The 26,534-nt window shown below is 43.0% G+C and carries 21 protein-coding genes, 3 pseudogenes and 1 riboswitch; of the genes and pseudogenes, 12 read left to right on the top strand and 12 right to left on the bottom strand.

Translation table 11 applies throughout. The features are described from left to right. Positions 1-75 precede the first annotated feature (75 nt). Entirely contained in the window at positions 76-822 is a 747-nt protein-coding gene (locus tag ABS917_RS13180; protein WP_350479411.1) for an amidohydrolase family protein, read from the bottom strand. A gap of 289 nt (positions 823-1,111) precedes the next feature. Between ABS917_RS13180 and ABS917_RS13175 the strand changes: the two genes are divergently transcribed. The 6 genes from ABS917_RS13175 to ABS917_RS13150 are packed head-to-tail and all read left to right on the top strand — an operon-like array spanning position 1,112 to position 12,200. Continuing rightward, a complete protein-coding gene (locus ABS917_RS13175; protein WP_350479410.1) occupies positions 1,112-2,722 on the top strand; it encodes a (2,3-dihydroxybenzoyl)adenylate synthase in 1,611 nt (536 codons plus the stop codon). Between the two features lie 33 nt (positions 2,723-2,755). Next, complete coding sequence (locus ABS917_RS13170; protein WP_350479409.1) at positions 2,756-3,010, top strand: phosphopantetheine-binding protein; 255 nt, start codon at positions 2,756-2,758, stop codon at positions 3,008-3,010. Between the two features lie 5 nt (positions 3,011-3,015). Then, the gene (locus ABS917_RS13165) at positions 3,016-9,954 is read left to right on the top strand and encodes an amino acid adenylation domain-containing protein (RefSeq protein WP_350479408.1); all 6,939 of its coding nucleotides are present in this window, start codon (positions 3,016-3,018) and stop codon (positions 9,952-9,954) included. After that, positions 9,947-10,153, top strand: coding sequence for an MbtH family protein (locus tag ABS917_RS13160; RefSeq protein WP_350479407.1), 207 nt, complete (start codon positions 9,947-9,949; stop codon positions 10,151-10,153). The genes ABS917_RS13165 and ABS917_RS13160 overlap by 8 nt, the downstream gene beginning before the upstream one ends. Then, positions 10,150-11,517 carry a DHA2 family efflux MFS transporter permease subunit gene (locus tag ABS917_RS13155; RefSeq protein WP_350479406.1) on the top strand — a complete coding sequence of 456 codons (1,368 nt, stop codon included), beginning with the start codon at positions 10,150-10,152 and terminating at the stop codon, positions 11,515-11,517. The genes ABS917_RS13160 and ABS917_RS13155 overlap by 4 nt, the downstream gene beginning before the upstream one ends. Beyond that, positions 11,514-12,200 carry a 4'-phosphopantetheinyl transferase family protein gene (locus ABS917_RS13150; RefSeq protein WP_350479405.1) on the top strand — a complete coding sequence of 229 codons (687 nt, stop codon included), beginning with the start codon at positions 11,514-11,516 and terminating at the stop codon, positions 12,198-12,200. Before ABS917_RS13155 ends, ABS917_RS13150 begins: the two co-directional genes overlap by 4 nt. A gap of 52 nt (positions 12,201-12,252) precedes the next feature. Here ABS917_RS13150 and cypC read toward each other — a convergent pair whose 3' ends face one another. The 4 genes and pseudogenes from cypC to ABS917_RS13130 form a co-directional block, all read right to left on the bottom strand. After that, the gene (gene cypC / locus ABS917_RS13145; RefSeq protein ID WP_350479404.1) at positions 12,253-13,503 is read right to left on the bottom strand and encodes a CYP152 family fatty-acid peroxygenase CypC; all 1,251 of its coding nucleotides are present in this window, start codon (positions 13,501-13,503) and stop codon (positions 12,253-12,255) included. Between the two features lie 157 nt (positions 13,504-13,660). Further along, positions 13,661-14,293, bottom strand: a pseudogene (locus tag ABS917_RS13140) (isochorismatase family protein); the annotation flags it as partial. Between the two features lie 54 nt (positions 14,294-14,347). Then, positions 14,348-15,550 carry an isochorismate synthase DhbC gene (gene dhbC / locus ABS917_RS13135; protein WP_350479402.1) on the bottom strand — a complete coding sequence of 401 codons (1,203 nt, stop codon included), beginning with the start codon at positions 15,548-15,550 and terminating at the stop codon, positions 14,348-14,350. A gap of 46 nt (positions 15,551-15,596) precedes the next feature. Further along, positions 15,597-16,385, bottom strand: a complete 789-nt coding sequence (locus ABS917_RS13130) for a 2,3-dihydro-2,3-dihydroxybenzoate dehydrogenase (protein WP_350479401.1) — start codon at positions 16,383-16,385, stop codon at positions 15,597-15,599. Between the two features lie 448 nt (positions 16,386-16,833). On the opposite strand from ABS917_RS13130, the pseudogene ABS917_RS13125 reads away from it, so the two are divergent. The 6 genes and pseudogenes from ABS917_RS13125 to thiW form a co-directional block, all read left to right on the top strand. Further along, positions 16,834-16,950, top strand: a pseudogene (locus ABS917_RS13125) (hypothetical protein); the annotation flags it as partial. Between the two features lie 58 nt (positions 16,951-17,008). After that, positions 17,009-17,215: pseudogene (locus ABS917_RS13120) on the top strand (alanine:cation symporter family protein); the annotation flags it as partial. Between the two features lie 227 nt (positions 17,216-17,442). Continuing rightward, on the top strand, positions 17,443-18,198 hold the full coding sequence (locus ABS917_RS13115; protein ID WP_350479400.1) for a 3'-5' exonuclease: 756 nt from the start codon (positions 17,443-17,445) through the stop codon (positions 18,196-18,198). A 295-nt stretch (positions 18,199-18,493) separates the two neighbouring features. After that, positions 18,494-19,294: a nucleotidyltransferase gene (locus tag ABS917_RS13110; RefSeq protein ID WP_350479399.1), complete on the top strand. Its 801-nt coding sequence runs from the start codon at positions 18,494-18,496 to the stop codon at positions 19,292-19,294. Positions 19,295-19,372: 78 nt separating this feature from the next. Then, the gene (locus ABS917_RS13105) at positions 19,373-19,939 is read left to right on the top strand and encodes a cupin domain-containing protein (protein ID WP_350479398.1); all 567 of its coding nucleotides are present in this window, start codon (positions 19,373-19,375) and stop codon (positions 19,937-19,939) included. Positions 19,940-20,048: 109 nt separating this feature from the next. Further along, a riboswitch (TPP riboswitch) is annotated at positions 20,049-20,138 on the top strand. 89 nt (positions 20,139-20,227) lie between these two features. Further along, complete coding sequence (gene thiW, locus ABS917_RS13100; protein WP_350479397.1) at positions 20,228-20,734, top strand: energy coupling factor transporter S component ThiW; 507 nt, start codon at positions 20,228-20,230, stop codon at positions 20,732-20,734. A 448-nt stretch (positions 20,735-21,182) separates the two neighbouring features. On the opposite strand, the gene ABS917_RS13095 is transcribed toward thiW, so the two are convergent. From ABS917_RS13095 to tnpA, 7 genes are all read right to left on the bottom strand, one after another. Beyond that, positions 21,183-21,578, bottom strand: coding sequence for a VOC family protein (locus ABS917_RS13095; RefSeq protein ID WP_350479396.1), 396 nt, complete (start codon positions 21,576-21,578; stop codon positions 21,183-21,185). A gap of 600 nt (positions 21,579-22,178) precedes the next feature. After that, positions 22,179-22,676: an SRPBCC family protein gene (locus ABS917_RS13090; protein WP_350479395.1), complete on the bottom strand. Its 498-nt coding sequence runs from the start codon at positions 22,674-22,676 to the stop codon at positions 22,179-22,181. Between the two features lie 121 nt (positions 22,677-22,797). Then, entirely contained in the window at positions 22,798-23,268 is a 471-nt protein-coding gene (locus ABS917_RS13085) for an S-ribosylhomocysteine lyase (RefSeq protein WP_350479394.1), read from the bottom strand. Between the two features lie 15 nt (positions 23,269-23,283). Further along, on the bottom strand, positions 23,284-24,024 hold the full coding sequence (locus tag ABS917_RS13080) for an amino acid ABC transporter ATP-binding protein (RefSeq protein ID WP_483316066.1): 741 nt from the start codon (positions 24,022-24,024) through the stop codon (positions 23,284-23,286). Between the two features lie 35 nt (positions 24,025-24,059). Continuing rightward, entirely contained in the window at positions 24,060-24,719 is a 660-nt protein-coding gene (locus ABS917_RS13075) for an amino acid ABC transporter permease (protein WP_350479392.1), read from the bottom strand. A 62-nt stretch (positions 24,720-24,781) separates the two neighbouring features. After that, complete coding sequence (locus ABS917_RS13070) at positions 24,782-25,582, bottom strand: transporter substrate-binding domain-containing protein (protein ID WP_350479391.1); 801 nt, start codon at positions 25,580-25,582, stop codon at positions 24,782-24,784. A 276-nt stretch (positions 25,583-25,858) separates the two neighbouring features. Further along, positions 25,859-26,332 (bottom strand): IS200/IS605 family transposase, encoded by a 474-nt coding sequence (gene tnpA / locus ABS917_RS13065; RefSeq protein WP_350479390.1) that lies wholly within the window; start codon positions 26,330-26,332, stop codon positions 25,859-25,861. Between the last annotated feature and the right edge of the window lie 202 nt (positions 26,333-26,534).

Below are 26,534 nucleotides of genomic sequence, written 5' to 3'. Positions count from 1 at the left end.
ACATCCTTACTATGAATGTTACTATCTCTCTATAATTATTTTGGCGCTACTCGTTAGATTTACCACTAATTTTTATTATTTTCCAAAATACCATTGCGACGCATTCGTATATAAGATTTTTTCGCTGGCCTGCTCATCAAAAAGTTGCTGAATCAGCGTAATATCGGCAACTTCAAATGGTCTTTTTGCCCGGGTCGACGGCAAGTCTGTCCCGAACATCAATGCATCCGGGTTAATGCTGTAAATCTCCCGCAGTGCTTTTTGTACATTCAATTCTACACGGCCAAAACCGGTAGCTTTCACACGAACCCCTTTATCTACTAGCTTGAGTAAATGAGGCTGCCCTTCTTCCGATAACCCTAAATGATCGATGGAGATTGCCGGTAATTTCTTGATCGTTGCAGTAATTTCTGGAAGTTCTTTCGCATCAATATACAACTCGCTATGCCAGCCGACTAGTTCATGCACACGTCTCGCAAAATAATCGAGCTTCGATAAATCTTCCGAGCCACCGCGTTTAATGTTAAAACGCAATGCCCTGACACCATTTTTGTGCAATGCTTCAATTTCTTCGTCTGACACCGTATACGGCAATTGGGTGACACCGCAAAATGCCGGGCCCATCTGCTTTAGCGAATGCAGTAAATATGTCTGGTCAAATCCTTGAAATGACCCTGAAACAATTGCCCCGCCTTGAATCGATAAATCTTTTGTTTCCTCGCTATATGCTGCAACGTCATAGCTTGGCGGCATATACCCCTGACTTTCGATAACCGGAAACTGATAATCGATAATATGAAAATGCGCATCAAAAATTCTCATTTTTCCTCCCCCTTTGTTTTTACTATATATTTTTTGTTAATTTATGTCTCTTAACGTGCGCTGTTTTATATTTTTGCCTCCCTCTTTAAGGCCATTCTTATTAATATAATCTTTTCAAAAAAAGTCGAAAGAACCAGAGCGATTGGTCTAATTGGATTAAATTGTCCTTCAATTGTTGACGAGTAATCGTTTAAGGCGTAGCATAGCCGTTACAGCATATTGATAATGATTATCAATATCATTAATTGATTTGTTGATAATTGAAGATTTATTAAAGGAGGTTTCAGCCATGCTGAATGGATTTACACCGTGGCCTGCTGATCGAGCTGAATTTTATCGGGATTCTGGTTGTTGGGTAGGTTTAACTTTCGGCCAGATGCTGGAAGATCGTGCTCGTCAATTTGCTGACAATGTGGCGGTTATGGATGAAAAACGATCACTTACGTATGCACAGCTTAATGAGCGTGTGGACCAGTTGGCAGCCGGTCTTTTACTGCTTGGGATTCAGAAAGAGGATCGTGTCGTTGTACAGCTTCCGAATGTGGCGGGTTATGTGGAAATTGTATTTGCCCTATTTAAGATTGGTGCACTGCCTGTCTTTTCACTTCCCTCTCACCGTTCCAATGAGATTCGCTACTTCTGCGAATTTGCGGAAGCGAAGGCTTATATCGTAATGGATCATTTTGGGGGCTTTGACTACCGCGGTCTTGCGCGAGAAGTTCAGCACGCAGTTCATTCGCTGGAGCATGTCATCGTTCTTGGCGAGGCGCAGGAGTTTGTATCATTTGATTCACTATTCAGTCCACAATCTATCGAGTTTCCTGAAGTTAGTGGGAGCGAAGTAGCATTCATGCAGCTATCAGGCGGGAGTACAGGAATTTCCAAGCTGATTCCGAGAACGCATGATGAATATATGTACACGATTAAGTTGAGTGTTGAACAATGCCAGGTGACCGAAGAGACGGTATTTTTGGTTGTGCTACCGGTTTCTCATAATTACCCGATGAGTTCCCCGGGGATATTAGGGGTCCTTTATGCTGGCGGTAAAGTCGTTTTAAGTCCTTCGCCTAGTCCGGATGTTGCATTCCCTCTTATTGAAAAGCACCGTGTGACAATGGTGCCGCTTGTTCCGTCACTTGCCCTGCATTGGCTGGATGTGAGGCCGAATCATACGGATGATTTATCGAGCTTGGAAGTCATGCTTGTTGGCGGCTCGAAATTCAGTGCTGAAGCAGCGAAACGTGTGCGTCCTGTATTTGATTGTCAACTGCAGCAAGTATTCGGGATGGCGGAAGGTCTGGTCAATTACACACAATTGGATGATCCTGATGAAATTGTCATCCATACGCAAGGTCGCCCGATGTCCCCTTATGACGAGGTGAAAATCGTGGATGATGAAGACCAGGAATTGCCGATTGGCGAGACAGGACATCTGTTGACTCGTGGACCTTATACGATCCAAGGGTACTATAAAGCGCCTGAACATAATGAAAAAGCGTTCACAAAAGATGGTTTTTACCGGACTGGTGATATTGTCCGATGCACGAAAAATGGTTATTTAATCGTAGAAGGCCGAGCAAAAGATCAAATTAACCGCGGCGGGGAAAAAATTGCGGCGGAAGAAGTGGAGAATATGCTGCTTGCCCACCCTGCTGTCCATGATGCGGCAATTGTCGGGATGCCCGATTACTATATGGGTGAAAAAAGCTGTGCCTTCATTATTCTAAGAAATGCGGATGTAACGAAACGCCAGCTGAAGTCATTCTTGCGTGAGCGTGGGCTGGCTACTTATAAGATTCCGGATGAAATCTTATTTGTAGAGCAATTTCCACTGACCCATCTAGGCAAAGTTTCGAAAAAGGATTTGCGCCTTTTACTTGAACAGCAATTACAACGTTAAAATACTGAATATTAAGAAAAGAAGGTTGATAATATGACAACTCAAACTAATTTTACAATGGAACAGCTGCGCGAACTTGTTGCTCAATATGTGACAGAACCGATTGATACGATTGCGGATGAAGATTATCTACTGGATGTCGGAATCGATTCCATCACGATGATGACAATCGTTGAAGAACTCCGCAAAAAAGGCTTCGCACTTACATTCATACAGCTTGCCGATGAGCCAACAATCTACGGGTGGCATCGTCTGATCAAACAATCGATGGCAGATTACGGAGGTTGAGTCGAATGGCTGAATTACGTTTCCCTTTAACTGAAGCTGCCGCAGGGATTTGGTATGCCCACCATTTAACGGAAAGCCCTTTATACAATACAGCGGAGTACTTACATATTCAGGCTCCGATCGACTCCGCCCTGCTGTTACAGGCAGTTGATGCCACAATTGAGAGCGCGGTTGGACTACATATCCAATGTTCGGAGGAAGAAGGCTCACTTTTCCAGACAATCCCTTCTTCGGTTCAGTTTCACTCTCAACAGATTAGTTGTTCAACGGGTGAAGCGTTTCAACATATGCTGGAAGATGTCGGAACATTGCTTGATTTAACAAAGGACAACTTTGTACGCGTCATTTTATTTTCGATGTCTGCCGAAGAACATTTCCTTTATTTGCGCATTCACCATCTTGTCAGTGATGCGTATAGTTTCCGGTTACTGTTCCAGCAAATTTCCGAGCGCTATTCGGCTTTGCTTCATCATGAATCATTTACAAAGCAGTTTGGTGACTATGTTCAGATGGTGGAGCAGGAAGTGAAGTACAGAACTTCCGAAAAGGCAACGGCGGACGCTGCCTACTGGTTATCCAAAATGCAAGAAACCGAAGTCATTTCGCTCAGCAGAAAAAAGAGTGGTCGAATGGGACAGATTATTTTGCACCCCTCTTCCCTTTCTGCCACTACATGGACGAAATTAGAAACATACAGTAAGCAGCTGCACGTCAACATACAGGAAGTCGTTACTGCAGCAGTTATTGCCTACACAAAACGGATGTCACAGGCAGAGGATGTGATTGTCGGCATTCCGATGATGAACCGTTTTGGTCATAAGTCACTGTCAGTACCAAGTACACGAGTAAATGTTTTGCCTTTGCGTGCAACGTTCACAACTGAGGAAACTTTTGAACAGCTATGTATGAGCGTGAAACGCTTCATGACGGAGATGAAGCAGCATCAATTGTACCGTCAAGAACAGCTACGCCGTGATTTGCGGCTGACATCCGATGACCAGCTTTATGGTCCGGAAATTAATTTCATGCCTTTTTATGAAAACTATCTGTTCGGAAATGTCGAGGTAGAGCACAAGAAAGTTGTGACAGGGCCTGTTGAAGATATTTCTTTCAATTTCTATAGCACGCCAAATGGAATGCAGTTTGATCTTGTAGCCAACTCGGATCTATATGAACAGGCAGAAGTGGAACGTCATGCAGCACGTTTCCTACAATTGCTAGAGTTATTGGTAGATCAAGTAAAAACACCGCTGTTCAAATTGCCAATACCATTGCAAGAAGAAGCGGCAATGGTAATGGCAAAACAAGGACCTGTCAGTGAGCTGAAAAATGCCACTGTATATGAATTATTTAAAAAACAGATGGAAAATATGCCTGGTGCGACCGCTGTCCAGATGAATGATACATCTATTTCCTATGCAGAACTGGATCTGCTTGTCGGCCGGATTGCCCATCAGCTGAAAGCGCATGACATTGGGCTCGAAGACTTTGTCGGAATTTGCATGGACCGTTCGATTGAAATGGTCGCAGCGATGCTTGCCTGCTTCAAGGTAGGTGCTGCCTACATTCCAATGGATTCTACTTATCCGGCAGAACGGCTACTTTATATGATTGAGGATGCTCGTCCTAAAATTGTGCTCGTAAATGGTGAGGTTTCATTTATAGCAGAAGGAACACCGATTGTGCCGTTACACCCTTCGAAGCAAATTTACGAACCGATTGCCACTTGTATTGGACAAACAGCTTATATGATTTATACGTCCGGATCTACGGGAAATCCAAAAGGTGTCGTTGTTGAAATGCCAAGCTTGGTTAACTTTTTACAAGCGATGCAGCATCAATTTACCTTATCTGAAAAGGACAATTTACTGGCGATTACAACGATTTCTTTCGATATTTCGGCATTGGAGCTTTATTTACCGTTGCTGTACGGGGCATCTATTCATCTGGCGACAAAAGAACAAGTACAAGATCCGGTTGTGATGCAGTCGCTGATTCAGCAGCAAAACATTTCCATCATGCAGGCTACACCGACTGTTTGGCAGATGATTGTACAGTACGCAAAAGATGCGCTGAACGGACTTACTGTACTTGTCGGTGGTGAAGCCCTTTCAAAAAGCCTTGCGCAGGAACTACTGGATGCAGGAGCAACCGTTCACAATATGTATGGGCCAACCGAAACAACAATCTGGTCAACTTGCACGGAAATTCGTCCACAAGTTACGCCTTCATTAGGTACTGCAATCGACCGGACAGACATTTATGTGCTCGATGCCATGCTTCAGCCCGTTCCGTTTGGTGTCGTTGGAGAATTGTATATTGCTGGTGACGGACTGGCGCGCTGTTATCATAATCGTCCATCCTTAACGGCTGAACGCTTTGTTGCACATCCATTTGCAGCGGGAAAACGCATGTACCGGACAGGAGATTTAGTTGTGTGGCAGGAGGATGGCAGCCTTCATTATGTTAGCCGGGCCGACCACCAAGTAAAAATTCGCGGCTTCCGTATTGAATTAGGCGAAATCGAAAATGCGCTTGAAGAAATCACTTCGATTGAACAAGCCGTTGTGATGATCCGTGAAGATCAGCCGGGTCATAAACGAATCGTTGCCTATATCGTTGGCAATGAAACGGAGGAACAATGCAGACAGCAGCTAGGAGAACGTTTGCCGGATTATATGTTACCTGCCCATTTTGTTTTCATGGAGGCCTTCCCATTAACGAATAACGGAAAAGTCGACCGGAAAGTGCTGCCGCAGCCCCATGTTTCGATTATTGCAAAAGCGAAACCGACAACGCGTACAGAAGAAACGATTTGTACGTTCTTTGAAATTATTTTGAATCTCAATTCAGTGGGAATCGATGAAAACTTCTTCCAGCTAGGAGGGCACTCCCTGCTCGCAACCGAGCTGCTGTTGGCATTACGGAAAACATTTGCTATCGATTTATCGATCTCCGTCATTTTCAAATTGCCTACTGTAAAAGAGCTGGCACAAGCAGTGGACAAAGCAAAGAAAAAGACGCTCGCTGTAATCGACAGACAGCAAGTTGGAAAAATTCCTTTATCGCATGCACAGCGCAGTTTATGGTTTATCCAGCAGCTGGAGGAATCAAGTGCTTCTTATAATATTCCGCTTGTTTATAAATTTGATCAGCCGATAGATGTATTAAAACTGATTAAATCCATTGGTAAAGTGGCAGAAAAACATGCCATTTTACGTACGGTTTATCCTGCAGTGGATGGGGTGCCCTATCAGAAAATCGTTGAGGATACACCGAAAGTGCTGATTGAGGAAGTGAGCCTAGAAGAGGTGCCGGCTCAAATTAATGCGTGCACTCGCTATGCGTTTGATTTGAAACAGGAACCCGGTTTCCGTGTAACGCTCATCAATACGAACACATTGGTCGTTGTATTCCACCATATTAGTGCGGATGGCTGGTCACTTGCAACATTCACTGAAGATCTGCAGCTTGCCTATGAAGGCCATGAGCTAGAGCCGTTAACGATTCAATACCATGACTTTGCGGTTTGGCAGCAAATGCACGGTGTATATACAGACGACAACCTCGTTTATTGGAAGGAAAAACTGAAGCATGTCCCGGATGAAATTGAGCTTGTCCGTGATGGAAAGCGGCAATTGCAGGCGAAACCAACAAGCGAAACATTGACGTTTACAATCGATTCCGCGCTTCACGGACAATTGCAGCAGCTTGCCAAAGATAAACAGGCAACTCTTTACATGGTGCTACAAAGCGGATTCTTAGCCCTCATGACAAAGCTCGGTGCAGGGGAAGATCTGATTCTCGGTAGTCCAATGGCGGGCCGTGATCAGGAAGAACTGCTGGCAAATGTCGGTATGTTCATCAATACGGTGGCGATACGGACGGATACTTCCGGGGACCCTCGTTTCACAAAATTAATGGAACGCGTAAAACAAACATCGATTGAGGCAATGGAGCACCAATATGTTCCTTTTGACCATATTGTCGAAGCATTAAAACCGACTCGTGTCCCTTCACAGCACCCGATTTTCCAGATTATGTTTGCCTTACAGAATACGCCTCAGCCATCACTTGTAATGGAAGGCCAAAATGCCGACATTCAGCTGCATACGGTTGGTCAGCCAAAATTCGATTTGAATATCGAGATGCGTGAGGAATATTTAGCCGAGCAGCCTAATGGCATCGAAGTGCAGGTGGAATACCGAACGGATTTATATGAAGCAGAAACAGTTGCCGCTCTTATGGAACGCTATGTAATCGTCCTGCAGCAGGCGCTGAACAATCCTGCCATTTCAGAATTGGATGTGCTGTTGGAAAAGGAACAGGAAAAAATCCTGCTCGACTGGAATCCGAAAGGCCATGTAAGCAAGCAAAAAACGATTGCCGAACAATTCGAAGCGATTGTGGAAATGCATCCCGAACGAATTGCTGTCAGCAATGAAAACGAAGAGCTTACTTATACCGACTTGAACCGGAAAGCGAACCAGTTAGCGCATCTTTTACTGGAAAAAGGCGTTACCTCCGAAACATTTGTCGCACTGTTAATGCCGCGTTCAACCGATATGATTGTCAGTATTTTAGCTGTTTTAAAAGCCGGCGCTGCCTATGTGCCGATTGATTCGGTTTATCCGCAAGACCGAATTGACTATATTTTAAACGATTCAAACCCGAGCTGTTTAATCACTACAGAAGACTTGAAGCCGTCTGCAGAAGCGACGCCTGTGATGGAAGTGCTTGTAATAGAGGAGCTTTCGCTTACTTCATTCCCTGTTGAAAATACGGATCATAAAAATCATCCAATGAATCCGGCCTATGTTATCTATACTTCCGGTTCAACAGGCCGCCCAAAAGGTGTGGTTATTCCGAACCAGAATGTTATCCGCTTACTTCATGCAACAGATGAATGGTTTCATTTTAACGAAGAAGATCGCTGGTCGCTGTTCCATTCCTATGCCTTTGACTTTTCCGTATGGGAAATATGGGGTGCCCTGTTATACGGCGGTGAGCTCGTAATTATCCCGTACAATGTCAGCCGCTCGCCAATCGACTTTTTGGCATTGCTTGCAGACAAGAAAATTACGGTGCTGAACCAGACACCATCTGCCTTCTATCAGCTCATGACCGTTGATAAAGAGCATTCCGAACTGTCCGAACAACTGGCACTTCGCTACATTGTCTTTGGCGGGGAGGCACTTAACCTGACGCGTTTACAGGAATGGTATGACCGACATCCGTCAGATGCACCTACCCTTGTGAATATGTACGGCATTACTGAAACAACTGTCCATGTCAGCTACTTAAGTTTAAATGAAGAACTGAGCCAGTCACAGGCGAATAGTCTGATCGGCACGGCGATTCCTGATTTAAATATTTTCGTCCTTGATGGGCAGTTAAAACCTGTTCCTCCCGGTGTTGTCGGCGAAATGTATGTTTCTGGAGAAGGCTTGGCACAAGGCTATTTAAACCGCGCTTCCTTAACGGCAGAACGTTTTATCGCCAACCCGTATGGAGCTCCTGGAAGCCGGATGTACCGTACAGGCGATCTGGCCCGCTGGACGAAAAACGGCGAACTGGACTATATCGGACGCATTGACCACCAAGTGAAAATACGAGGATTCCGCATTGAGCTTGGCGAGATTGAACAAGTGCTTCTGAAACATCCGCATATCTCACAGGCAGCTGTCATTGCGAGAGAAGATCGAAAAGAAGATGTCCGCTTGGCTGCCTACTATGTTCCGAATCAAGGCAAGGATGTAACCGAACAAATGCTGAAAGAATTCGTTTCCCGTTCGCTGCCGGCCTATATGGTTCCTTTAAGCATCACTTGCCTGAAGCAGATGCCGCTTACCGCCAACGGAAAACTGGATACGAAGCAGCTCCCTGCACCTGTCATTACATTGCAGGAACTTGTATTGCCGAAAACACCGCAGGAAACATTGCTTTGCGAACTTTTCTGCGAAGTACTGAATCTGCCACAGGTCGGCACCGAGGACAGCTTTTTCGAACTTGGCGGCCACTCGTTATTAGCCGTACAGCTGATAGGACGCATTCGCGAGGCATTCGGTAAAGAGCTGGCAATCGGGCATTTATTTGAAACACCTACTGTATCCGGACTCGCACATATTCTGCAAAAAGGGAAGGAATCGCAGGCATTGAACACCGTACTGCCGTTACGCAGCGGGGAGCAACCAATTTTTGCTGTCCATCCAGCAGGGGGGTTAAGTTGGTGTTATGCAGGACTGCTAAAAAATCTGCCGCCGGAATTTGCCCTATACGGGATTCAAGCGAAAGGGATTGCCGAAGACTGTGAACTTCCGGGTTCTTTAACTGAAATGGCGCACGGCTATATTGAAGCCATCAAAGAAATTCAGCCAAAAGGACCTTATCGTTTACTCGGATGGTCACTTGGCGGAAATGTCGTACAGGAAATGGCTGTCCAGCTGGAACGCCAAGGAGAAGAACTGTCGCTTCTATGCATTATGGATGCCTACCCGTTTACATTCACCCCGCCAGTGGAGCTGACGGAAGAACAGGAGGCACTTGTCGCACTTCTTGCCCTAGCCGGGTATGAACCTGAAATAGAAGAGGAAGTGACACAGGAATATGTAACGGATGCTCTAAAAGCAGAGGGCAGCGCAATTGCAACATTAGATGAGTCGACCTTTCTGCGCTTAAAAGAAGTATATAAAAACTCGATTCAGTTACTGAAAAATCATCAGCACGAAACGTATGACGGCGATGCTTTATTTTACAAATCTACACTTGTGCCAGATTGGATCCCGGATGTTGATGTTGCTTCGTGGAATCCGTATATCAAAGGAGAGCTTACTCAAATTGATATTGCCTGTCGCCATAAAGATATGTGTCAGTCCATCCCATTGAATGAAATCGGCCAAACACTAATCAAGTACTTAGTAAAGGAGAAAAAAATGTATGTCTAACCCTTTTGAACAAAATGATCGTGAATATTATGTTTTGCGAAATGCGGAAGAACAGCACTCAATATGGCCAGCAGTCATCCCTGTCCCTGCCGGATGGGAGGTCGTATATGGCTCTGCGTTAAAACCATTATGCCAACTCTATATAGAAGAAAATTGGCTGGATATGAGACCAAAAAGTCTGCGTAGTGTTTTAGGATGAAAGCACAGCGAGCAGTCATCATCGCCCTCTATGTAGTGGCGATGTTCATGGTTTCAATCGACGGAACGATTGTCAATGTGCTACTTCCTACGATTGCCGTTGAATTCGGTGTAACGCCGGGGGCAACGAACGGCATTAATATCGGCTATCTTGTCAGCATCGCTGTTGCATTGCCTGCTGCCGGCTATTTAAGCAATCGGTACGGCGTTAAGAGAATGTATGTACTCTCAGTCAGTCTATTTACACTCGCCTCTCTTCTTTGCGGATTAGCGGGAAGCTTGCAGGCCCTTATTGTAGCGCGCGTGCTGCAGGGACTGGCAGGAGGAATCATTACACCCGTCAGCATGACACTGCTGTTTCGGACATTTTCTCCACCGGAAAGACAAAATCTGTCGCGTTCATTAGTATTGCCTATCGCCTTTGCACCGGCGATAGGCCCCTTAGTGGGCGGACTTTTTTCGGAGTATTTATCATGGAACTGGGCGTTCTTCATTAATATTCCGTTTGGTATGATCATCGTCCTGATCGGACTTTTTGGCTTAACTGAATTTAAAATCTATAAAGCACCATTTGATACGAGGGGCTATATGCTCATTGCAATCGGGCTGCCGCTGTTAATGCTCACACTGAGCCTTATTGCATCGGACGGTGTTTCCATTACGGTCGTCTTTTGTGCGATTGTCGGCGTATTTTTATTAAGCCGTTTTTATGTATATGAACGAAAAATAAAAGAGCCGCTGCTGGATGTACGTCTGTATGAACAACCGCTTTTCCTTTCATCAAGTCTTGTCGCGATGTGTTCCATGGGCGCCTTGATGGGGATGCTGTATCTGTTCCCGCTCATGTATCAGTACGCGTACTCAGCTTCTGCTCTGGAAAGCTCACTCATTACGTTTACCGAGGCCCTTGGACTGATGGTAGCATCCAAATTACTGCCTCGAACATCCAAGCGTTTCGGAATGCTGCTTACAGTACGTCTCGGTTTGATCGGTTCAGTAATGATTTTCTGCTGTATCGCCATCCTTGGTCCTTCAGCAAATCCTTGGTTGTTACGCGGATTGATGTTTGCTGTTGGGATATGTTTAGGACATAGTGTAATCGGTTCGCAACTTTCCGCCTTTCATCATGTAGCGAAAAGTCAGATGAGCAAGGCGACAACGCTATACAATATGCTTAACCGCGTTGGAGCTGCAGTAGGAATTGCACTTGTAGCGACGACATTAACCTTGTCTGGTCTCTACTTTACAGAGATCCTCTCTTATCAGTACGCCCTCGTTGCTACGGTTGTTCTGCTTCTGGCAGGACTCGGCTGTTCTTTATTTGCGAAAGAACAGGAAACTATTCTAAAGGGAGAAAAAGCATGACAACCATTGCCTATTGCAAAATCAACGAGATGCCTACTGATTGGCAACGTTATCTTCCCTTTTTGGAAAACGACGTGGTAGAGCGTGTTGGACGCATGCGGAAAACGGAAGATCAGTTGCGAACTGTTTGTGCTCATTTACTAACGAAGATGATGTTGGTGACGACTTACGAAAAGGAATTATCGGAAGTTCGCTTTACTAAAGATTCAAACGGTAAATACCAACTAGGACAAGACCTTCACTTCAATCTCTCCCATTCCGGAAGTTATGTGGCATGTGCCATTAGTGATTTTCCGGTTGGAATTGATGTGGAGCAGCAGGTAACAAGGGATTTCTCACTCTTTCAAGCATTGTGGAGCGAAGAGGAGAATCATCTCTATAAGCTTCTTGAACAGGAAGCTTTCTATTCCCTCTGGACTGCTAAGGAAAGTTACGGGAAATATAAAGGGTTTGGTTTACACGATTCTTTAATGGAGGCAACGATTCGGCAAGATGGATCGATTCATCACCCCGCCTCACGTGTAAAAGCCCGTACCATTCCTTTTCTCCTTGCATCTGATTACAGTGCAGCTGTCTGTTTGGAGGATTCCTTGGAGACCGTAACGCACGTTCAGTGGGCACAAATTGAAACGTTTTTCATGAAAAATGTTGGGACATATGCGAAAATTGGTTTAACGAATTAGCAGTTAAAAAACCTGTAACCGAATAAAAGGTTACAGGCTTAATCCATTCATCTTATACTCGCTGAACATTATTAATCATCACTTTGCTTTTAGGCAAGCTTGGGATGCTTACTTTGCTGTAGCTTAAATCCTGTTCCGGGACATCGTATGTCATTTGATTAACTAGGAAATCTAGACTCACTTTCATCATCTCAATTGTCACCCATTCCCCTGCACAGCGATGGCCTAAATAGTAATCGCCGCCACCTTGCGGAATAAAGCTGAACGGACTGCCATCCCAGTTTTCAAAACGGCTCGGCTGAAATACTTCGGGATTCCCCCAAATATTCGTATCATGATTCGTTCCGTATAAATCCAATAAAGTTAATGTACCCTTTTCAAACGTATAATCCTTCCATGTAAAATCTGCTTTTACTTCCGCAGCGGCAAAAGGGAAGAATGGATAAAAACGGCGCACCTCCTGCACAAACATCTGTGCATTTTTTTCGTTGCCGGATTGAAGTTTCTTCCGCTCTTCCGGATAATGATGGGCAGCCAATGCTGAAAAAGTAATATAGACCGCAATCGCTACAATCGGTCTTAATATATTGATTACTTCTACGGAAGCGACCTCCTGATCAAGGAGATTCCCTTCCAAATCACGATGCCATGAAAATGTATACAGTGCTGTGTATTCTTCGGGATTCAGTTTCCCCTCGCGTACTTGGTCGATGAGGTTCCCCATCCACTTTTCCACCCGGTTTCTTGCATGTCTGCCAGCCCAGTGCGATGGTCCGATTGCCGTTGCCGATTCGAACATCGCTCTTAAATCGTCGGCGAGCTTTTTCATGTCCTTTTCTTCCACCGGTACCCCCGCCCACTCACAGGCAGTACGGCACATAATTTCCAGCGCTTCCTCATAAAGAACAACGTCGTCCATCTGCTGCCATTTAGTTAAAGCTGTATCCCACTGCTTCGCGGCAATTTCATTCAGTTTTTTTAGTCGGTCCGGGGACATGATGGACATAAACATCTTTTTCCGGTGCTTATGGGCATCGCCATCCAGTGTCTGTACACCCTTTTTGCCGAATAATGTTTCGGCAACACGGTTTGGTGCGACGCCAGCTCTTTTAAACTTACTGTTGTCGTAAAAAAGGTCGGCCGCTTCTTTTCCGCCCATACAGACCGCCTTTTTTCCAAGCAATCGTGTTTCGAACAGATCGGAATGAAAGCTTTGTCTTCTATTTAAAATATACAAATAGCCTTCTCTCAGAAGATTCAGGCTGTGGTCAATTCCTTCTTCCTTTGGCACCGAATTTGTCATCTACTTCATCTCCTTTTGTCTAAAACCATTGTCGGTAACCAATTCCCTGTTTATTCTTCAAAAAAACTTGCTTCCATTTGAACGCAAAAAACAGGCGGCGAAAATTTTCACCACCTGTTCATTCTTATACAAGCTCTGCTTCTGCAGATGCCTCACGCTTTAGCTGATCCATAATTTGTGCTGTAGAATAAACTGCCCCACAGCGTCCTGCCACATAGTTGATCGCCATTTCGTGCTCATCTTGTGTAAAATCAGCTACTGCATCGGCAATGAAAAACGGCTTAATGTCCGACATGAAAGCCTCTCCAGCAGTCATGAGGCAACCGATATGGGCGTAAACCCCACAAATGATTAACTGATCTCGACCTTGATTGTTCATCATTTCCAGTAAATTCGATTTCTTAAATGCACTGTAGCGCCATTTTTTCAATACGATATCGGCCTTGCCTGGTTCCAATTCATCGATTACTTTTGTAATGTTCGGATCGTCTTTTAGTCCTGTCCCCCAAAAATCAGTCAGTAATGCGCGTTCTACTGGGTTCTGATTGCCTGATTGCGCCGTATAGACAACTGGAATGCCAAGTTCATCGCATTGTTTTCTGATTGCTTTTATATTGACGATCATTTCACGAACTAATGATGAATCCTTCTCATAGTAATCGATGAAATATTGCTGCATATCATGAATAAGTAGGACAGACTTGTTCGGATCGACTTTCCAACCTACTTTATTTTTTGGAAGATTGCTTTCTTTCGGCATTTTATATGATGAGATCGCTGGAATAGCCATCTAAATCACTCCTTTTCTTTGTTGGTGAACCCTGTTGTATTTCATAATTAGTCGTTAAATATCCTTCAGCTGCTCTGTATCGATTCCCATTGCGCGAAGCATTGTCTGGAATTTTGCAGCTGTCTCAGCCAATTCTTCTTCAGGCTTCGATTCGCTCACAACGCCTGCTCCCGCAAATAATCGTAATGAATCGCCATTTGCCTCTGCGCAGCGAATCGTCACAACCCATTCCCCGTCGCCTTCAGCATCACACCAACCGATTGTGCCTGTAAAGAAACCTCGGTCAAACGGTTCAATTTTCGTGATTGCCTGTCTTGCCTTTTCCGTTGGTGCGCCACAAACAGCTGGTGTTGGCTGCAGGGCAATGGCTAAATCCAGCGATGAGATATCCGCTTTCAGGAGCTCTCCTTTAATGACAGTCGAAAGATGCATCATCGTTTCCGTATAAACGACTGAAGGTTTTTCCGGAACTTCGATTGTTTTTAGTAATGGACGCAATCCCTTGACGACTGCTTCCACTACGACCGCATGCTCATGTAAATCCTTTGGAGACGAAAGCAGTTCCTCTTCACGTCTTTGGTTCTCTACCGGATTTTCACTTCTAGGTCTTGATCCGGCCAATGGATTCGCGATAGCGTACATCCCTTGTCTTGAAACAAGCAGCTCCGGACTAGCCCCGATGAGCGAAGCCTTTTGATTTCCGTATTCAATCGGTGCTGCAAATGTATATCCATGTTTGTTTTGATACGCAAGATTACGTAACAGCTGCGGAAGGTCGACCGGCTCATTGAGACTTACTTCCAGTGAACGTGACAGCACAATTTTATCGAGTTCGCCGCTTCTTATTCTTTCAATGCCTTGCATGACACCTTGCTTATAGTGCTCTGGTGATGGATTGGATATGAGCCGATTGACAGTAACAGATGCTGAACCGGACACTGCCCTTTCCTCCAGCTGCAATGATGGCGCGATTTCGATAGATTCCGGAACAAGTAAACATGCTTTTTTATAGTAATCAAATGGCACAGCGCCCGTTACGACGGGTCGTGGATGTCCTTGTTCTTTGGCCTTCTTCAACGCGCTCGCCACCCTATCGGACAATCCTTCCATCTGGTTTTGATATGGTTCACCCGCTGGCACGTGCATGAATACACCTTTGCCTAAAATCGCTCTTTTTGGTGTTTCTATGAAAAAGTCACCAACTTCATAATCATCTAAAAGTTCATGTTCGATTACTGCTTTTTGTTTGCTTATCATATTACCGCTCCTTTTCGTTTCACTATTCTGAATTCAAAAGACAGACTTAGTTGGCTCCCAACGTCGCGCCGCCATCCACGATAAGATTGCTCATCGTAATATGACTCGAGTGATCGGATAGGAAAAACAGAATCGCGTCGACAATATTGTCCGGTTGTGCAATCTTTTTCAGCGGAATCCCTACTTTATACGTTTCAGGCATTCCTTTAATCATTACTTCAGCGCCATGATTATCGGACCACATCGAACGCTGCATATCCGTATCCGTCGACCCTGGGGAAACGATATTGCAGCGTATATTATGCTCTGCAAGCTCTAAACCGAGACATTTTGTAAACATGACCGTTGCCGCCTTTGATGCTGCATAGGCCGCCATAAAAATTCTCGGTACACTAGCGGCATTGGATCCGACTGTTACAATCGAACCTGCTTTTCTTTGAATCATATAACGGCTTGCCGCTCTTGAAACATAAAACACACCTGTCGTATTAATTGAAAAGATTCTTGCCCAGTCACGGTCAGTGAATGATTCGACCGGTCCTGTAGCCAATGTACCTGCTACATTGACGAGCATTTCGATTGGTCCGATTTTGTTTTCCACTTTCTCGACAACCGCATCAATGGCGTTACTATCTCCCACATCTGCAGGAAATGCGAAAACCTCGTGGCCCTGCTCTATTAAACCATTCACATGGCTTCTCAATTTTTCCTCGTTATAATCGATTACAGCAACTTTTACTCCTAATGTAGCCAAGCTTTTGACAAGGCTTGCGCCAATTCCTTGGGCTCCACCTGTCACAAGTGCAACTTTCCCTCTTAACTCCTGAAAGTTCACTTCAACACTTCCTTTCTCGTTTACAGTTATGTAAATACAGCTTGATTTCTTATTAGAACCAACAATCAATAATGATAATCATTATCAATTGATTCTATTAGCAATGATAGGCCTAACATTTTACAACGTCAAGAGACATTTAAACTTTCCAATAGAAAGACCTAAGTTTCGGTTTAGTGCTGATTTAAAGAAGTAATATTCGGCATTTTTGAATAATTTATAAGGAAAACAACGTTAAATAAATCCAAATAAAGGAATAAATATGAACTTCCTCTACTCTATTATGTAGTCTAATCAATTCATTACTGACCTGTAGAAAAGATATCATTGTGTAAATATTTTGCCTGAAAAACATTCTTGGATAAGAGAGCGATAGGAATATGGAATTACTGCATAAAAGATTATGGAATTGATTCGTTTTTCCTGAATATTAAATTATTCTCTGTTAATGTGCGGAACACCGTTTTATATTTACAAAGGCTTGAATTTAAAATGGTTTTCAATTATTTCAGCGACGATTTTAATTATCGTTATCGGGATTTTATGGCCGACTGTACAGGCAAACACGATCGCTTTAACGGTTCAGGAATCGTTCAATGTTCCCCCGCTTGTAACAGGTTATTTTCGGTGCAGTGAATTCGGCTACCCTTATTTGGGCGATTACCGATTTAGGAGTAGGTCTGCTCGGCTGGGTAAACGTCATTACGATCGTGCTGCTTTCGAAAACGGCTTTAACCGCACTGAAAGATTACGATACGCAAAAACGTTTGGGGCTTAACCCAACGTTCAACCCGTTAGTGTTAGGCATTAAAAACGCGGATTTCTGGGAAGACCTCGAAGCAAGATCTTCGATACCAAATACCGTTCCTTCAAAAGGAAAAACGGTCGTTGCGAAGAAAGTCCAAGAGCGTCTGCAATCAGTGCCGAATCCGTTTTCTGAGTAATTGATAGGCTGACCATTGCTGAATCTTCCGGTTATGGTCAGCTTTTTTATTTATTATTTACTTCATATATGGTTCAATTATAGAACAAACGTTCCAATTACGAGGTGAAGTTTATGAACATCGAACGGCTGCATATCCGCATCATGATTACATGCTCGATTGTGGGCTTTGCCAAACATGAAGCATTGGCCGCAAGCTATCCGTTAGAGGCAATTGATGATCTGGAACTGCACGGCTATATTGCCCGCACACGTTATGGCCATTACTACAATACGAAACTTGCCGCGCAGTATTTAAGAAAATTTATTACAACGTACAGCCCGCGTTTAAAGGTTGCGGAGATGGTGGAACTGCTGGAGTCTGCACCCGAATATGTCGTCGTCGATATCGAAACAACAGGAGGTTCTGCTGCTAGAGGCGATAAAATCGTGGAAATAGCTGCACTAAAAATACGCAACGGAGAAACGGTGGCTCTTTTTCACCGGTTTGTGAATCCGGAAAAACCAATCAAGAATTCTCATATTCACGGGATTACTAATGAACGCGTAAAAGATGAGCAAACGATCTCCCCTGTCATTCACGCTTTTAAAGATTTTTTAGGTGATTTGCCGATTGTGAGTCACCATATCGGGTTTGACTGGTACAGTTTTCTCGCGCTGGAGTTTTTTCGAAATGGCATTCGCCCAACGAATCCGGCTGCTTGTACTGTGCTGCTTGCTCGGAAATATTTGGACAGTCCGAGAAATAATTTAAATGTCATTGCCGAAACGTATAACATCCCGCTTCTCAAGCACCATACAGCCGATGCGGATGCGATTTGCGCCAATGAAATACTGCAGCTTATTATGAAAAAAGCGACTGCACAGTAGTAAACGGTTCTATTTGTGCAATCGCTTTTTTGTTTTGTGATTTTATTAGAATAGTTGGGACGATTATTAGAAAATGTTGACGGGTGATTAGATCATCGGTGTCCTTTATTTGAAGATGTCGGCTGTTTATTAGAACAACTCACTGATTTATTGGAACATCGCCACTTTTATTAGAACATTTTTTTGTTTATTAGAACGATGCAGGTCGTTATTAGAAGCTTTTATATTCCCCCTGTTTCGTTTTGAAACTATTTCCAGCTTATCGACGTAGAATAGAACAATTGGAGGTGTACGGATGAGAAACTTATCTTCGTGTATGATGCTTACCGGGATATTGATCACTGCCTTAAGCGGGAACTGGATTATTCTTAATTATGATAGCGTCACAATTTATCCGAGAGCTTCTTATCTTTCTTTCGGAATCGGGTTGGTACTGGTAGGATGCACTTTTGTAATGAATCAATTCTTCAGTTACCGGGAACCGGAAGAAGGACATACAAAAGATAAACGGCATGCTTTAAACGAATGGCTTATTGCCAATCAGCCAGTTAATAAATGGTTGAGCGGACTCGTTGTTCTACCGCTTGTGATCGCACCGTTTTATAGCTGGATGCTGTTTTTTACAATGTTGGAATGGTATTTATTTTCAGGGCTTGTATTAGCCGGTATTATTTACATGCTGAAAGGTGACAGAGTAGAAGACAATAAGGACTGGGAGTATAAAGGGAAGACAAAAATGATGCTTGATCTGATCGATTACCGCAAACACCCTTTTAATATTTCGCTTATTATCTACATCATGGTCATTGTCAGTTTTGTGTTGAGCAAGGGATTGGATATTCCGCTCTATATGGAAACAGGAGGCAACCCGCGCTACGTTACTTCTTTACCAACGATTTCGTTTTTAATGTCTTCCTTAATGGTCGTGAGTACGTTTATTTATATTATCAGTCATGGGGATTTCTTTGGTTTTCGTAAAGCCGAATTGAGTTATGAAAGAGTTATGTTCATCCACTTTGCAGAAATTATTGTATGTGGTGCTACCCTGTTTATTCTAATTTTCACATTAATCAATGCGTTATATGTGTATTTTTAGATGGATGGTTCATATCCAATAGGCACACACCGATAAATTTTTGCATATTTTAGCAACAATAATAAAAGAGGTGAACGATTGAATTCGAATCATGTTTCAGCGCAACCGCAGTTTACATTCGATGTTAATAAAAACCCGCTGTTCGTTAAAGACCAGCATAATTTTATCAATCTGCTTGGTGTCAACCAGTTAAATACGCTTGATAATATATCGTTGCTTGATATATATCTTAGCGCCAATAATGTTATAGAACCGCACTACCATCAAAATGCGGCGGAACTTGTTTACTGTATTACGGGGAGTGCAGTTGTTTCGATTTTGAATCCGTTTACGAAACAGCTGATGCATTTTCCGATTAGCCCCGGTCAAGTGGCGAACGTTCCTCAAGGGTGGTGGCATTACGAAGTCGCTACGCAAAACAACACGCATCTGCTTGCCATTTTCAATGCTCCGACTCCTGAAGTCATTTTAGGTTCCGACCTGCTCAAGCTGACACCAGCGAATATTATGGCCCACACTTATGGAATGAACGAAACTTTATGGACGCAGGCAGTTGCTCCTGTCAGACCCAATACTTTCATCGGTCCGCCAAACCCTTGGCAACAGGTCCAGCCCGGCAATTATGGCGGCGGGTATGAGCAGTAATTTTTCTCGGTCAAAGGGATTAAATTTCAAAAAAGCGTTTGCATAATGAAACGGCCATGTTATGATTATTGTGAAATTAACCTAATACTGGAAGCAGATAATCTGCTCGTAAAACTACTAGGGGCGCCTGTTTGGCTGAGAAGTACCCTTTGCACCTGATCTAGGTAATACTAGCGTAGGAAAGTAGTGTCGACCCCCTATTTTATATTTTTGTATAGGCTACGATACCACTTTCTTAATTGAAAGTGGTTTTTTTTGTTGCAAAAATTATTGTAAAGGATGGTAGAAATGAATAAAACGAGAAAGCTTACATACTCCGCGATTATCGCAGCAATTACAACGATTCTCAGCAGTATGGTGTATATCCCATTAGGTTTTGCGAAAATATTTCCGATTCAGCACTTTGCCAATGTCGTATCGGCGGTATTGCTCGGTCCATGGTATGCGGTGTTACAGGCATTTCTTACGTCGACATTGAGAAACTTGATGGGGACAGGCAGTATATTTGCTTATCCGGGCAGTATGATTGGCGCACTTTTAGCTGCATTTTTGTTTGCGAAAACGAAGAAACTGGCGTTTGCAGCGGTAGGTGAAGTAATCGGGACAGGGCTATTTGGTGCGATGGCTACTTACCCGATTGCGATTTTATTTTTAGGACAGGAAGCGGCGCTGTTCGGTTTTGTCCCGGCATTTATGATGAGTTCGTTTGCCGGTGCGCTTTTGGGCTATGGCTTACTGAAGATTATGGTGAGAAACAGGGCGTTTGGCGGGATGCTTTATCAGAATGCCGGTTGAGTAGCTGGCGGCGTGTGCAGAGGTTTTTTTTTAGAAAAGTTCGGGTGGTTATTAGAACTTCGGGGCGGGATATTAGAACTTCCGCGTACTTTATTAGAACAACTTATTGCTAGAAGATTTTTTATACAGATATATTGATTTTATTAGAAGAGCTGGAGCAGATATTAGAACTTTTGAGGACTTTATTAGAACAAATTAATAATGGAGAATTTTTTCCACCGGCTTATCGATTTTATTAGAAGAGTTGGAGCGGTTATTAGAACTTCTAGGTAAGATATTTGAAGAACTGCGGATGATATTAGAACAATTCGCATACTTATTAGAACAACCGACACTTATATTAGAAAATTTCACTTTTATTAGAAGATATTAAAATATATTAGAACAATTCAACCCTTTATTAGAAAATGAAGCGCCGGGTATCGGTCCAGACACCCGGCACCTTTTATTAAGCTAAATTGATCTGCCATGACACGCCGTAGCGGTCATTTAGCCAGCCGAATTTCTTGCTGAAACCGTAATCCCCGATTGGCATTAACGGATGTCCGCCTTCAAGCAGTTTTTCATACAGATGGTCGGCTTCCTCTTCCGTATCACATGTAATAAAAATAGAGAATGACGGTGTGAAGTCAAATTCATGTTTTATATTACTGTCAATGCACATAAATTCCTGACCTTTTATCGAAAAAGTAGCTTGCATGACTTTTCCTTCGTCTCCGCCTTCATTTGCCCCATAGCGGATAATGCTCGTAATTTCCGCGTCCTCTATAACTGATGTATAGAAGTTCATTGCTTCTTCAGCAACGCCGCCTTGAAACATTAAAAATGGTTTTGCACTTTTCATCGTACCCTTCCCCTTCTCAAATCAAATTAAATTTGCACCACTTCAATTTAGCCTATTTTAACCTTTTTCGCGAATTTTTCTACCTATAAAAAGGCATCTCCTAATTCGAAGAGCCTTTCGTTTTTTTCCCTTTACTAAATAAAATAGTGAAAAAGAATACGTTACATTCCTGAAATTCATAGGTTGGAGGGGTTACTACTTTTTGGACTTTCTGCATGAGTGACTAATTTTTATTAGAAGATTTAGTAGAGATATTAGAAGAGTTACCTTTGTTATTAGAACATTGACGGGGTTTATTAGAATAACTTGGATAGGCGGACGCTTTTTTGAGTGGAAGCATTGTATTTTAAGTTGTTTCGTGACGATGTGAGATCTTATTAGAAGAGTTGGAACACATATTAGAACATTTGGGGAGGTTATTAGAACTTCTGAGAGCGATATTAGAACAAGTTCAGGACTTATTAGCACACCTATTACTTATATTAGAAGATCACACTTTTATTAGAACTTTTAAAGATATATTAGAACAATTCACTACTTTATTAGAACATCAAAAACACCGAATGGATGATCATGCCCCCACCCGGTGTCTAATTCTACTTAACCTTGATAGCTTACTTTTCCGATCTCGACTAATTCCTTCAGACCCATGAACATTAAATTCCAGCCTTGTTCCGTACCTTCTCGCATGTCATCGAGAGCTTTTGCGATGTCAGCATCTGTCCATTGTTCTTCATTTTCAACATGAATCAGTTGGGTGAACGTCATTTCACTGCCTTGTCCCAACTCTTTCAGCTCCACTGTGATCGTATCTTCCAGTTCGCTGAATTGCGGCATCTTAAAAGTGAACACGATTTTTTCAGGTGAATCGATTTCACTGTACTCGCCGATTGCCCGGTAGTCTTTTCCACCACGGTGGTCGACAATCTCCCAGCTGCCCCCTACTTTCGAGTCATTTTGTGCGACCTTGTTCGTCCCTTCCAATGTAAAGAACCACTTTTTCATCATCAAAGGATTCAGCCATGCGTCAAACACTTTTTCAGGCTTTACAGTAAATTCTCTTTTCATCGTTAATGTCGTCGTTGAGATATTGTTCATTCAAATTCTCCTTTTAGTTACTTTAGTTAATTAATAACCTAATTACAGGAACTTTTAAAACAATTGCTCCAATAAAAAAGCCTTCTGCGAGAATCCCCTCACAGAAGACTAACTTCATCTATTATTCTCCGAAAACGACATGCCACTCAGCGCGGCCTGCTAAAAATTCTTCAGCTAATGCTTTTGCGCCTTCTAAGCTATGGCTTGCTGCCCAGCCGCATTGTACTTCATTACATGCTGGTACGGATTCTGCCTTCAGCACATCTTTCAACGTATTTTCAATAATCGTTAATACGCCGTCATAGTCATTGTAGTTGAGTAATGCCAAGTAGAAGCCTGTTTGACAGCCCATTGGCGATAAATCAACGACATCTCCACTATGATTGCGGATACGGTCTGCCATTAAATGCTCTAAAGAGTGTAATGACGGCATTTCCATATGTGCCTTGTTCGGCTGTTTGAAACGGATATCGTATTTTGTTACGACGTCGCCTTTCGCGCCTGTTTTCGTACCGGCAAGTCGTACATAAGGCGCCACTACTTTCGTATGGTCTAAATCAAAGCTCTCTACATTTGTTTTCTCTGTTGTCATGTTGAATCCCCCTAGTCAGATAAATTGCATAGATTTTATAAATTGTTGAATCCGTTCGTTGTTGTTTGCTGTAAAGAAGTTTTCGGTTACGCCGTCATAGCCGATTTCACCGTTTTCCAGAAATAAAATCCGGTCTGCCACTTCGCGCGCAAAATTCAAGTTGTGCGTCACGATAATCATCGACTTGCCTTCTTCTGCCAAATTTTTCAGCACCTTCAGCACTTCCCCTTCAAGCTCGGGATCCAGTGCACTCGTCGGCTCATCGAACAGTAAAAACTGCGGCTCCATTGCCAATGCTCTTGCGATGGCGACACGCTGCTGTTGCCCTCCGGATAATTGCGATGGGTACTGATCTGTTTTATGACTCAGGCCAACCTTCTCCAATAATTGCTGCGCCTTTTGTCTTGCAGCCCCTTTGTCTTTCCTTAAGACGGTAACCGGCCCTTCCATCACATTTTCAAGCACTTTCATATGCGGGAACAGATTGAAGCTTTGGAATACCATCGCCGTATTTTGGCGAATCGAAAGCAGGTTCTTCTGAGAGATCGGTTTGTTCAGTTCAACTGTCTGGTTGCCGACTGTCAAAACTCCTTTTTCAGGTCGCTCCAATAGATTGATACAGCGCAGCAGCGTCGATTTCCCTGAACCGGATGGACCTAAAATAACCGTTGTTTCGCCTTCATGAAATGTTAAATTGATATTCTTTAATGCCTCGTTCTCACCAAAGAACTTCGACATCTGCTGAAATTGTACGATAATAAGCCCTCCCTCTGGCGCTCCACCTGACACTCTTATACATACTTCGATGCGTATTTTTCCAGGCGGCTTTGAATGACCATCAGTATACTAATGAAGATTAAATAGATGACCGCACAAAGTGAATAAATCATAAGCGGCTCATATGTTCTTGCTGTAATTTGCTGCCCGACCATGAATAAGTCCGCCAGTGTGATACTCGCTACTAAAGATGTGCCTTTCACTAAATCGATAAAATCATTGGCCACTGACGGCAATGAAATTCGGACAGTCTGCGGTGCGATAACTCGTCGCATCATTTGCCAATACGTCATACCGAGAGATTCTGCTGCTTCCCATTGTCCTTTTGGAATGGCCAAAATCGAAGCTCGAATCGATTCGGATGCATAGGCGCCCGTATTCAGTGAGAATGTAATAATCGCCGCTGTCCATGCATCGAGGGTAATCCCCAGCTTCGGCAAACCGAAGAATACGATAAACAATGTCACCAATAAGGGTGTTCCTCGAAATACCCAGACGTAAGTACCGAAAATCCAGCGTAATACTTTGTAGTTTGAGATTCTAGCCAGTGCCGTCAAGACCGCGATGACTAAGGCAATGGCAAAGGCAATGAGCGATAGCGGAATGGTAACAAGAAGTCCCGCTTTTAAAATCGGCCAAATCGAGTTAAGTAAAATATCCATTTCTCTACTCATCCACTAACACTCCTTTCTATCGTTAAATCCAAGTAAAAAAGGCCGTCGAAACGACCTTTCCATTAGTTGTTTGAAATAACATTTTCGCCGAAATATTTTTCTGAAATTGCTTCGAATGTACCGTCTTCTGTACGTTCTTTAATAATTTCATTTAACTTCTCACGGAACTCATCGTTTTCTTTATTTAAAATTAATGCGATATCAGTTGAATTGATTGCACCGTCCAGCACTTTCAACTTCGTGTCCGGCTGTTCCTGCAAGTATGTCAGGAATGTCACGCGGTCATGGATTGTTCCATCTGCGCGGCCTTGTACAACAAGCTCGATTGAACTCATCAGATCATTTGTTGCAACAACTTCTGCACCAAGCGCTTCTGCATCGCGGGCAAAGTTACTTGTAATTGTTTGAGATGACTTTTTACCGTCCATGTCAGCCGGCTCTTTAATTTCTGTATTATCTGTATGAACTGCAACTACCGCTTCTGATTTCATATATGGAATCGAGAAGTCGTACTTTTCTTTACGTTCATCTGTAATCGATACGTTGTTAATAACAAAATCGTATTTATCTGTATCCAATCCTGCGATCAATGAATCCCATTTTGTTTCAACATATTCTGCTTCAACACCTAGATCTTTTGCGATTTGATCGGCAATTTCATATTCAAAGCCTGTTAATGCACCTGATTCATCATGGAAGCTGAATGGAGGGAATGTTCCTTCAAGACCGATTTGAATTTTTCCGTCTGCCTGGATTTCCTCTAATTTATTCTTTGCCTCGCTTGCGTTTTCCTCTGATTTGTCGCCACCACATGCTGCTAAAACGAGCGCTGATAATGTAACGATCGATAATAATTTTTTCATTCTAAATGCCTCCACTATTAATTCCTAGTTTTTTTATAAGTTTTATATTATAACAGAGTAACAGCAAAAACAATCTTTATTTTCTGAACAATGATTAAATTTAAAACTTTTAATTAATATTGACAAGGAAAATAGGTTAAATACATAATAAAAACCACCAGTTGAACTGGTGGTTTTCTCTGCGCGTGAAACGCTGGGTTACTGGCCCACGTCTAAAGACGCTTTGAAAGGTCTGCCAACCGCACTACGTTTCCGACTACCGCTAAAGCGGTGTACTTATTTTTTTCTTCGATTTAATTCTTCACCTGTGAATGGGTCAATGAATTCTTTCATCGTCATTTGATCCTCCAGGAGATCTTCCTGTAATTGATTTTTTATATATTCCTGAATGACTTTTCTGTTTCGTCCTACTGTGTCTACATAATATCCTCGACACCAAAATTTCCTGTTTCCATATTTATATTTCAAATTTGCATGTCGATCGAATATCATTAGGCTACTTTTTCCTTTGAGGTACCCAACAAACGCAGATACACTAAGCTTCGGCGGAATACTCACTAACATATGTATATGATCAGGACAAGCCGTGGCTTCAATAATTTCTACGCCTTTTCTATCACACAGTTGACGTAATATTTTACCAATATCCGCTTTTATTTTTCCATAGATCATTCTTCTTCTGTATTTTGGCGCAAACACGATGTGATACTTACAATTCCATGTTGTATGTGCTAAACTTTTATTATCCATTTTTGGAGCTCCTTTCGTACGTAATCGGTTGACCAGACCTGATTTTATTGTACGACTGGAGTATTTTTTTTGTCCATAGCTAAAAGCTCTTTAGAACCCCCCGCATAGCAGGGGGTTTTCGTTTCCATAAAAAAGCACCTGTCTCCAATAAATTGGAGACAAGTGCCTGGATAAAAATTATCCGATAGAACCTTCCATCTCG

The organism is Solibacillus sp., from assembly GCF_040273735.1.
GTDB lineage: Bacteria > Bacillota > Bacilli > Bacillales_A > Planococcaceae > Solibacillus.
The sequence above is the reverse complement of the archived record's forward strand: the minus strand, read 5'-3'. Positions and strand labels throughout refer to the sequence as shown.

What these genes read in the sequence shown, in the direction of transcription:
- ABS917_RS13160 (WP_350479407.1), top strand. Translation starts at nt 9,947, where the DNA reads ATGTCTAACCCTTTTGAACAAAATGATCGTGAATATTATGTTTTGCGA.
- ABS917_RS13095 (WP_350479396.1), bottom strand. Translation starts at nt 21,578, where the DNA reads ATGAAAAGTGCAAAACCATTTTTAATGTTTCAAGGCGGCGTTGCTGAA.
- ABS917_RS13070 (WP_350479391.1), bottom strand. Translation starts at nt 25,582, where the DNA reads ATGAAAAAATTATTATCGATCGTTACATTATCAGCGCTCGTTTTAGCA.
- ABS917_RS13115 (WP_350479400.1), top strand. Translation starts at nt 17,443, where the DNA reads ATGAACATCGAACGGCTGCATATCCGCATCATGATTACATGCTCGATT.
- tnpA (WP_350479390.1), bottom strand. Translation starts at nt 26,332, where the DNA reads ATGGATAATAAAAGTTTAGCACATACAACATGGAATTGTAAGTATCAC.
- ABS917_RS13175 (WP_350479410.1), top strand. Translation starts at nt 1,112, where the DNA reads ATGCTGAATGGATTTACACCGTGGCCTGCTGATCGAGCTGAATTTTAT.
- ABS917_RS13180 (WP_350479411.1), bottom strand. Translation starts at nt 822, where the DNA reads ATGAGAATTTTTGATGCGCATTTTCATATTATCGATTATCAGTTTCCG.
- thiW (WP_350479397.1), top strand. Translation starts at nt 20,228, where the DNA reads ATGAATAAAACGAGAAAGCTTACATACTCCGCGATTATCGCAGCAATT.
- ABS917_RS13110 (WP_350479399.1), top strand. Translation starts at nt 18,494, where the DNA reads ATGAGAAACTTATCTTCGTGTATGATGCTTACCGGGATATTGATCACT.
- cypC (WP_350479404.1), bottom strand. Translation starts at nt 13,503, where the DNA reads ATGACAAATTCGGTGCCAAAGGAAGAAGGAATTGACCACAGCCTGAAT.
- ABS917_RS13170 (WP_350479409.1), top strand. Translation starts at nt 2,756, where the DNA reads ATGACAACTCAAACTAATTTTACAATGGAACAGCTGCGCGAACTTGTT.
- ABS917_RS13155 (WP_350479406.1), top strand. Translation starts at nt 10,150, where the DNA reads ATGAAAGCACAGCGAGCAGTCATCATCGCCCTCTATGTAGTGGCGATG.
- ABS917_RS13075 (WP_350479392.1), bottom strand. Translation starts at nt 24,719, where the DNA reads ATGAGTAGAGAAATGGATATTTTACTTAACTCGATTTGGCCGATTTTA.
- dhbC (WP_350479402.1), bottom strand. Translation starts at nt 15,550, where the DNA reads ATGATAAGCAAACAAAAAGCAGTAATCGAACATGAACTTTTAGATGAT.
- ABS917_RS13150 (WP_350479405.1), top strand. Translation starts at nt 11,514, where the DNA reads ATGACAACCATTGCCTATTGCAAAATCAACGAGATGCCTACTGATTGG.
- ABS917_RS13165 (WP_350479408.1), top strand. Translation starts at nt 3,016, where the DNA reads ATGGCTGAATTACGTTTCCCTTTAACTGAAGCTGCCGCAGGGATTTGG.
- ABS917_RS13090 (WP_350479395.1), bottom strand. Translation starts at nt 22,676, where the DNA reads ATGAACAATATCTCAACGACGACATTAACGATGAAAAGAGAATTTACT.
- ABS917_RS13085 (WP_350479394.1), bottom strand. Translation starts at nt 23,268, where the DNA reads ATGACAACAGAGAAAACAAATGTAGAGAGCTTTGATTTAGACCATACG.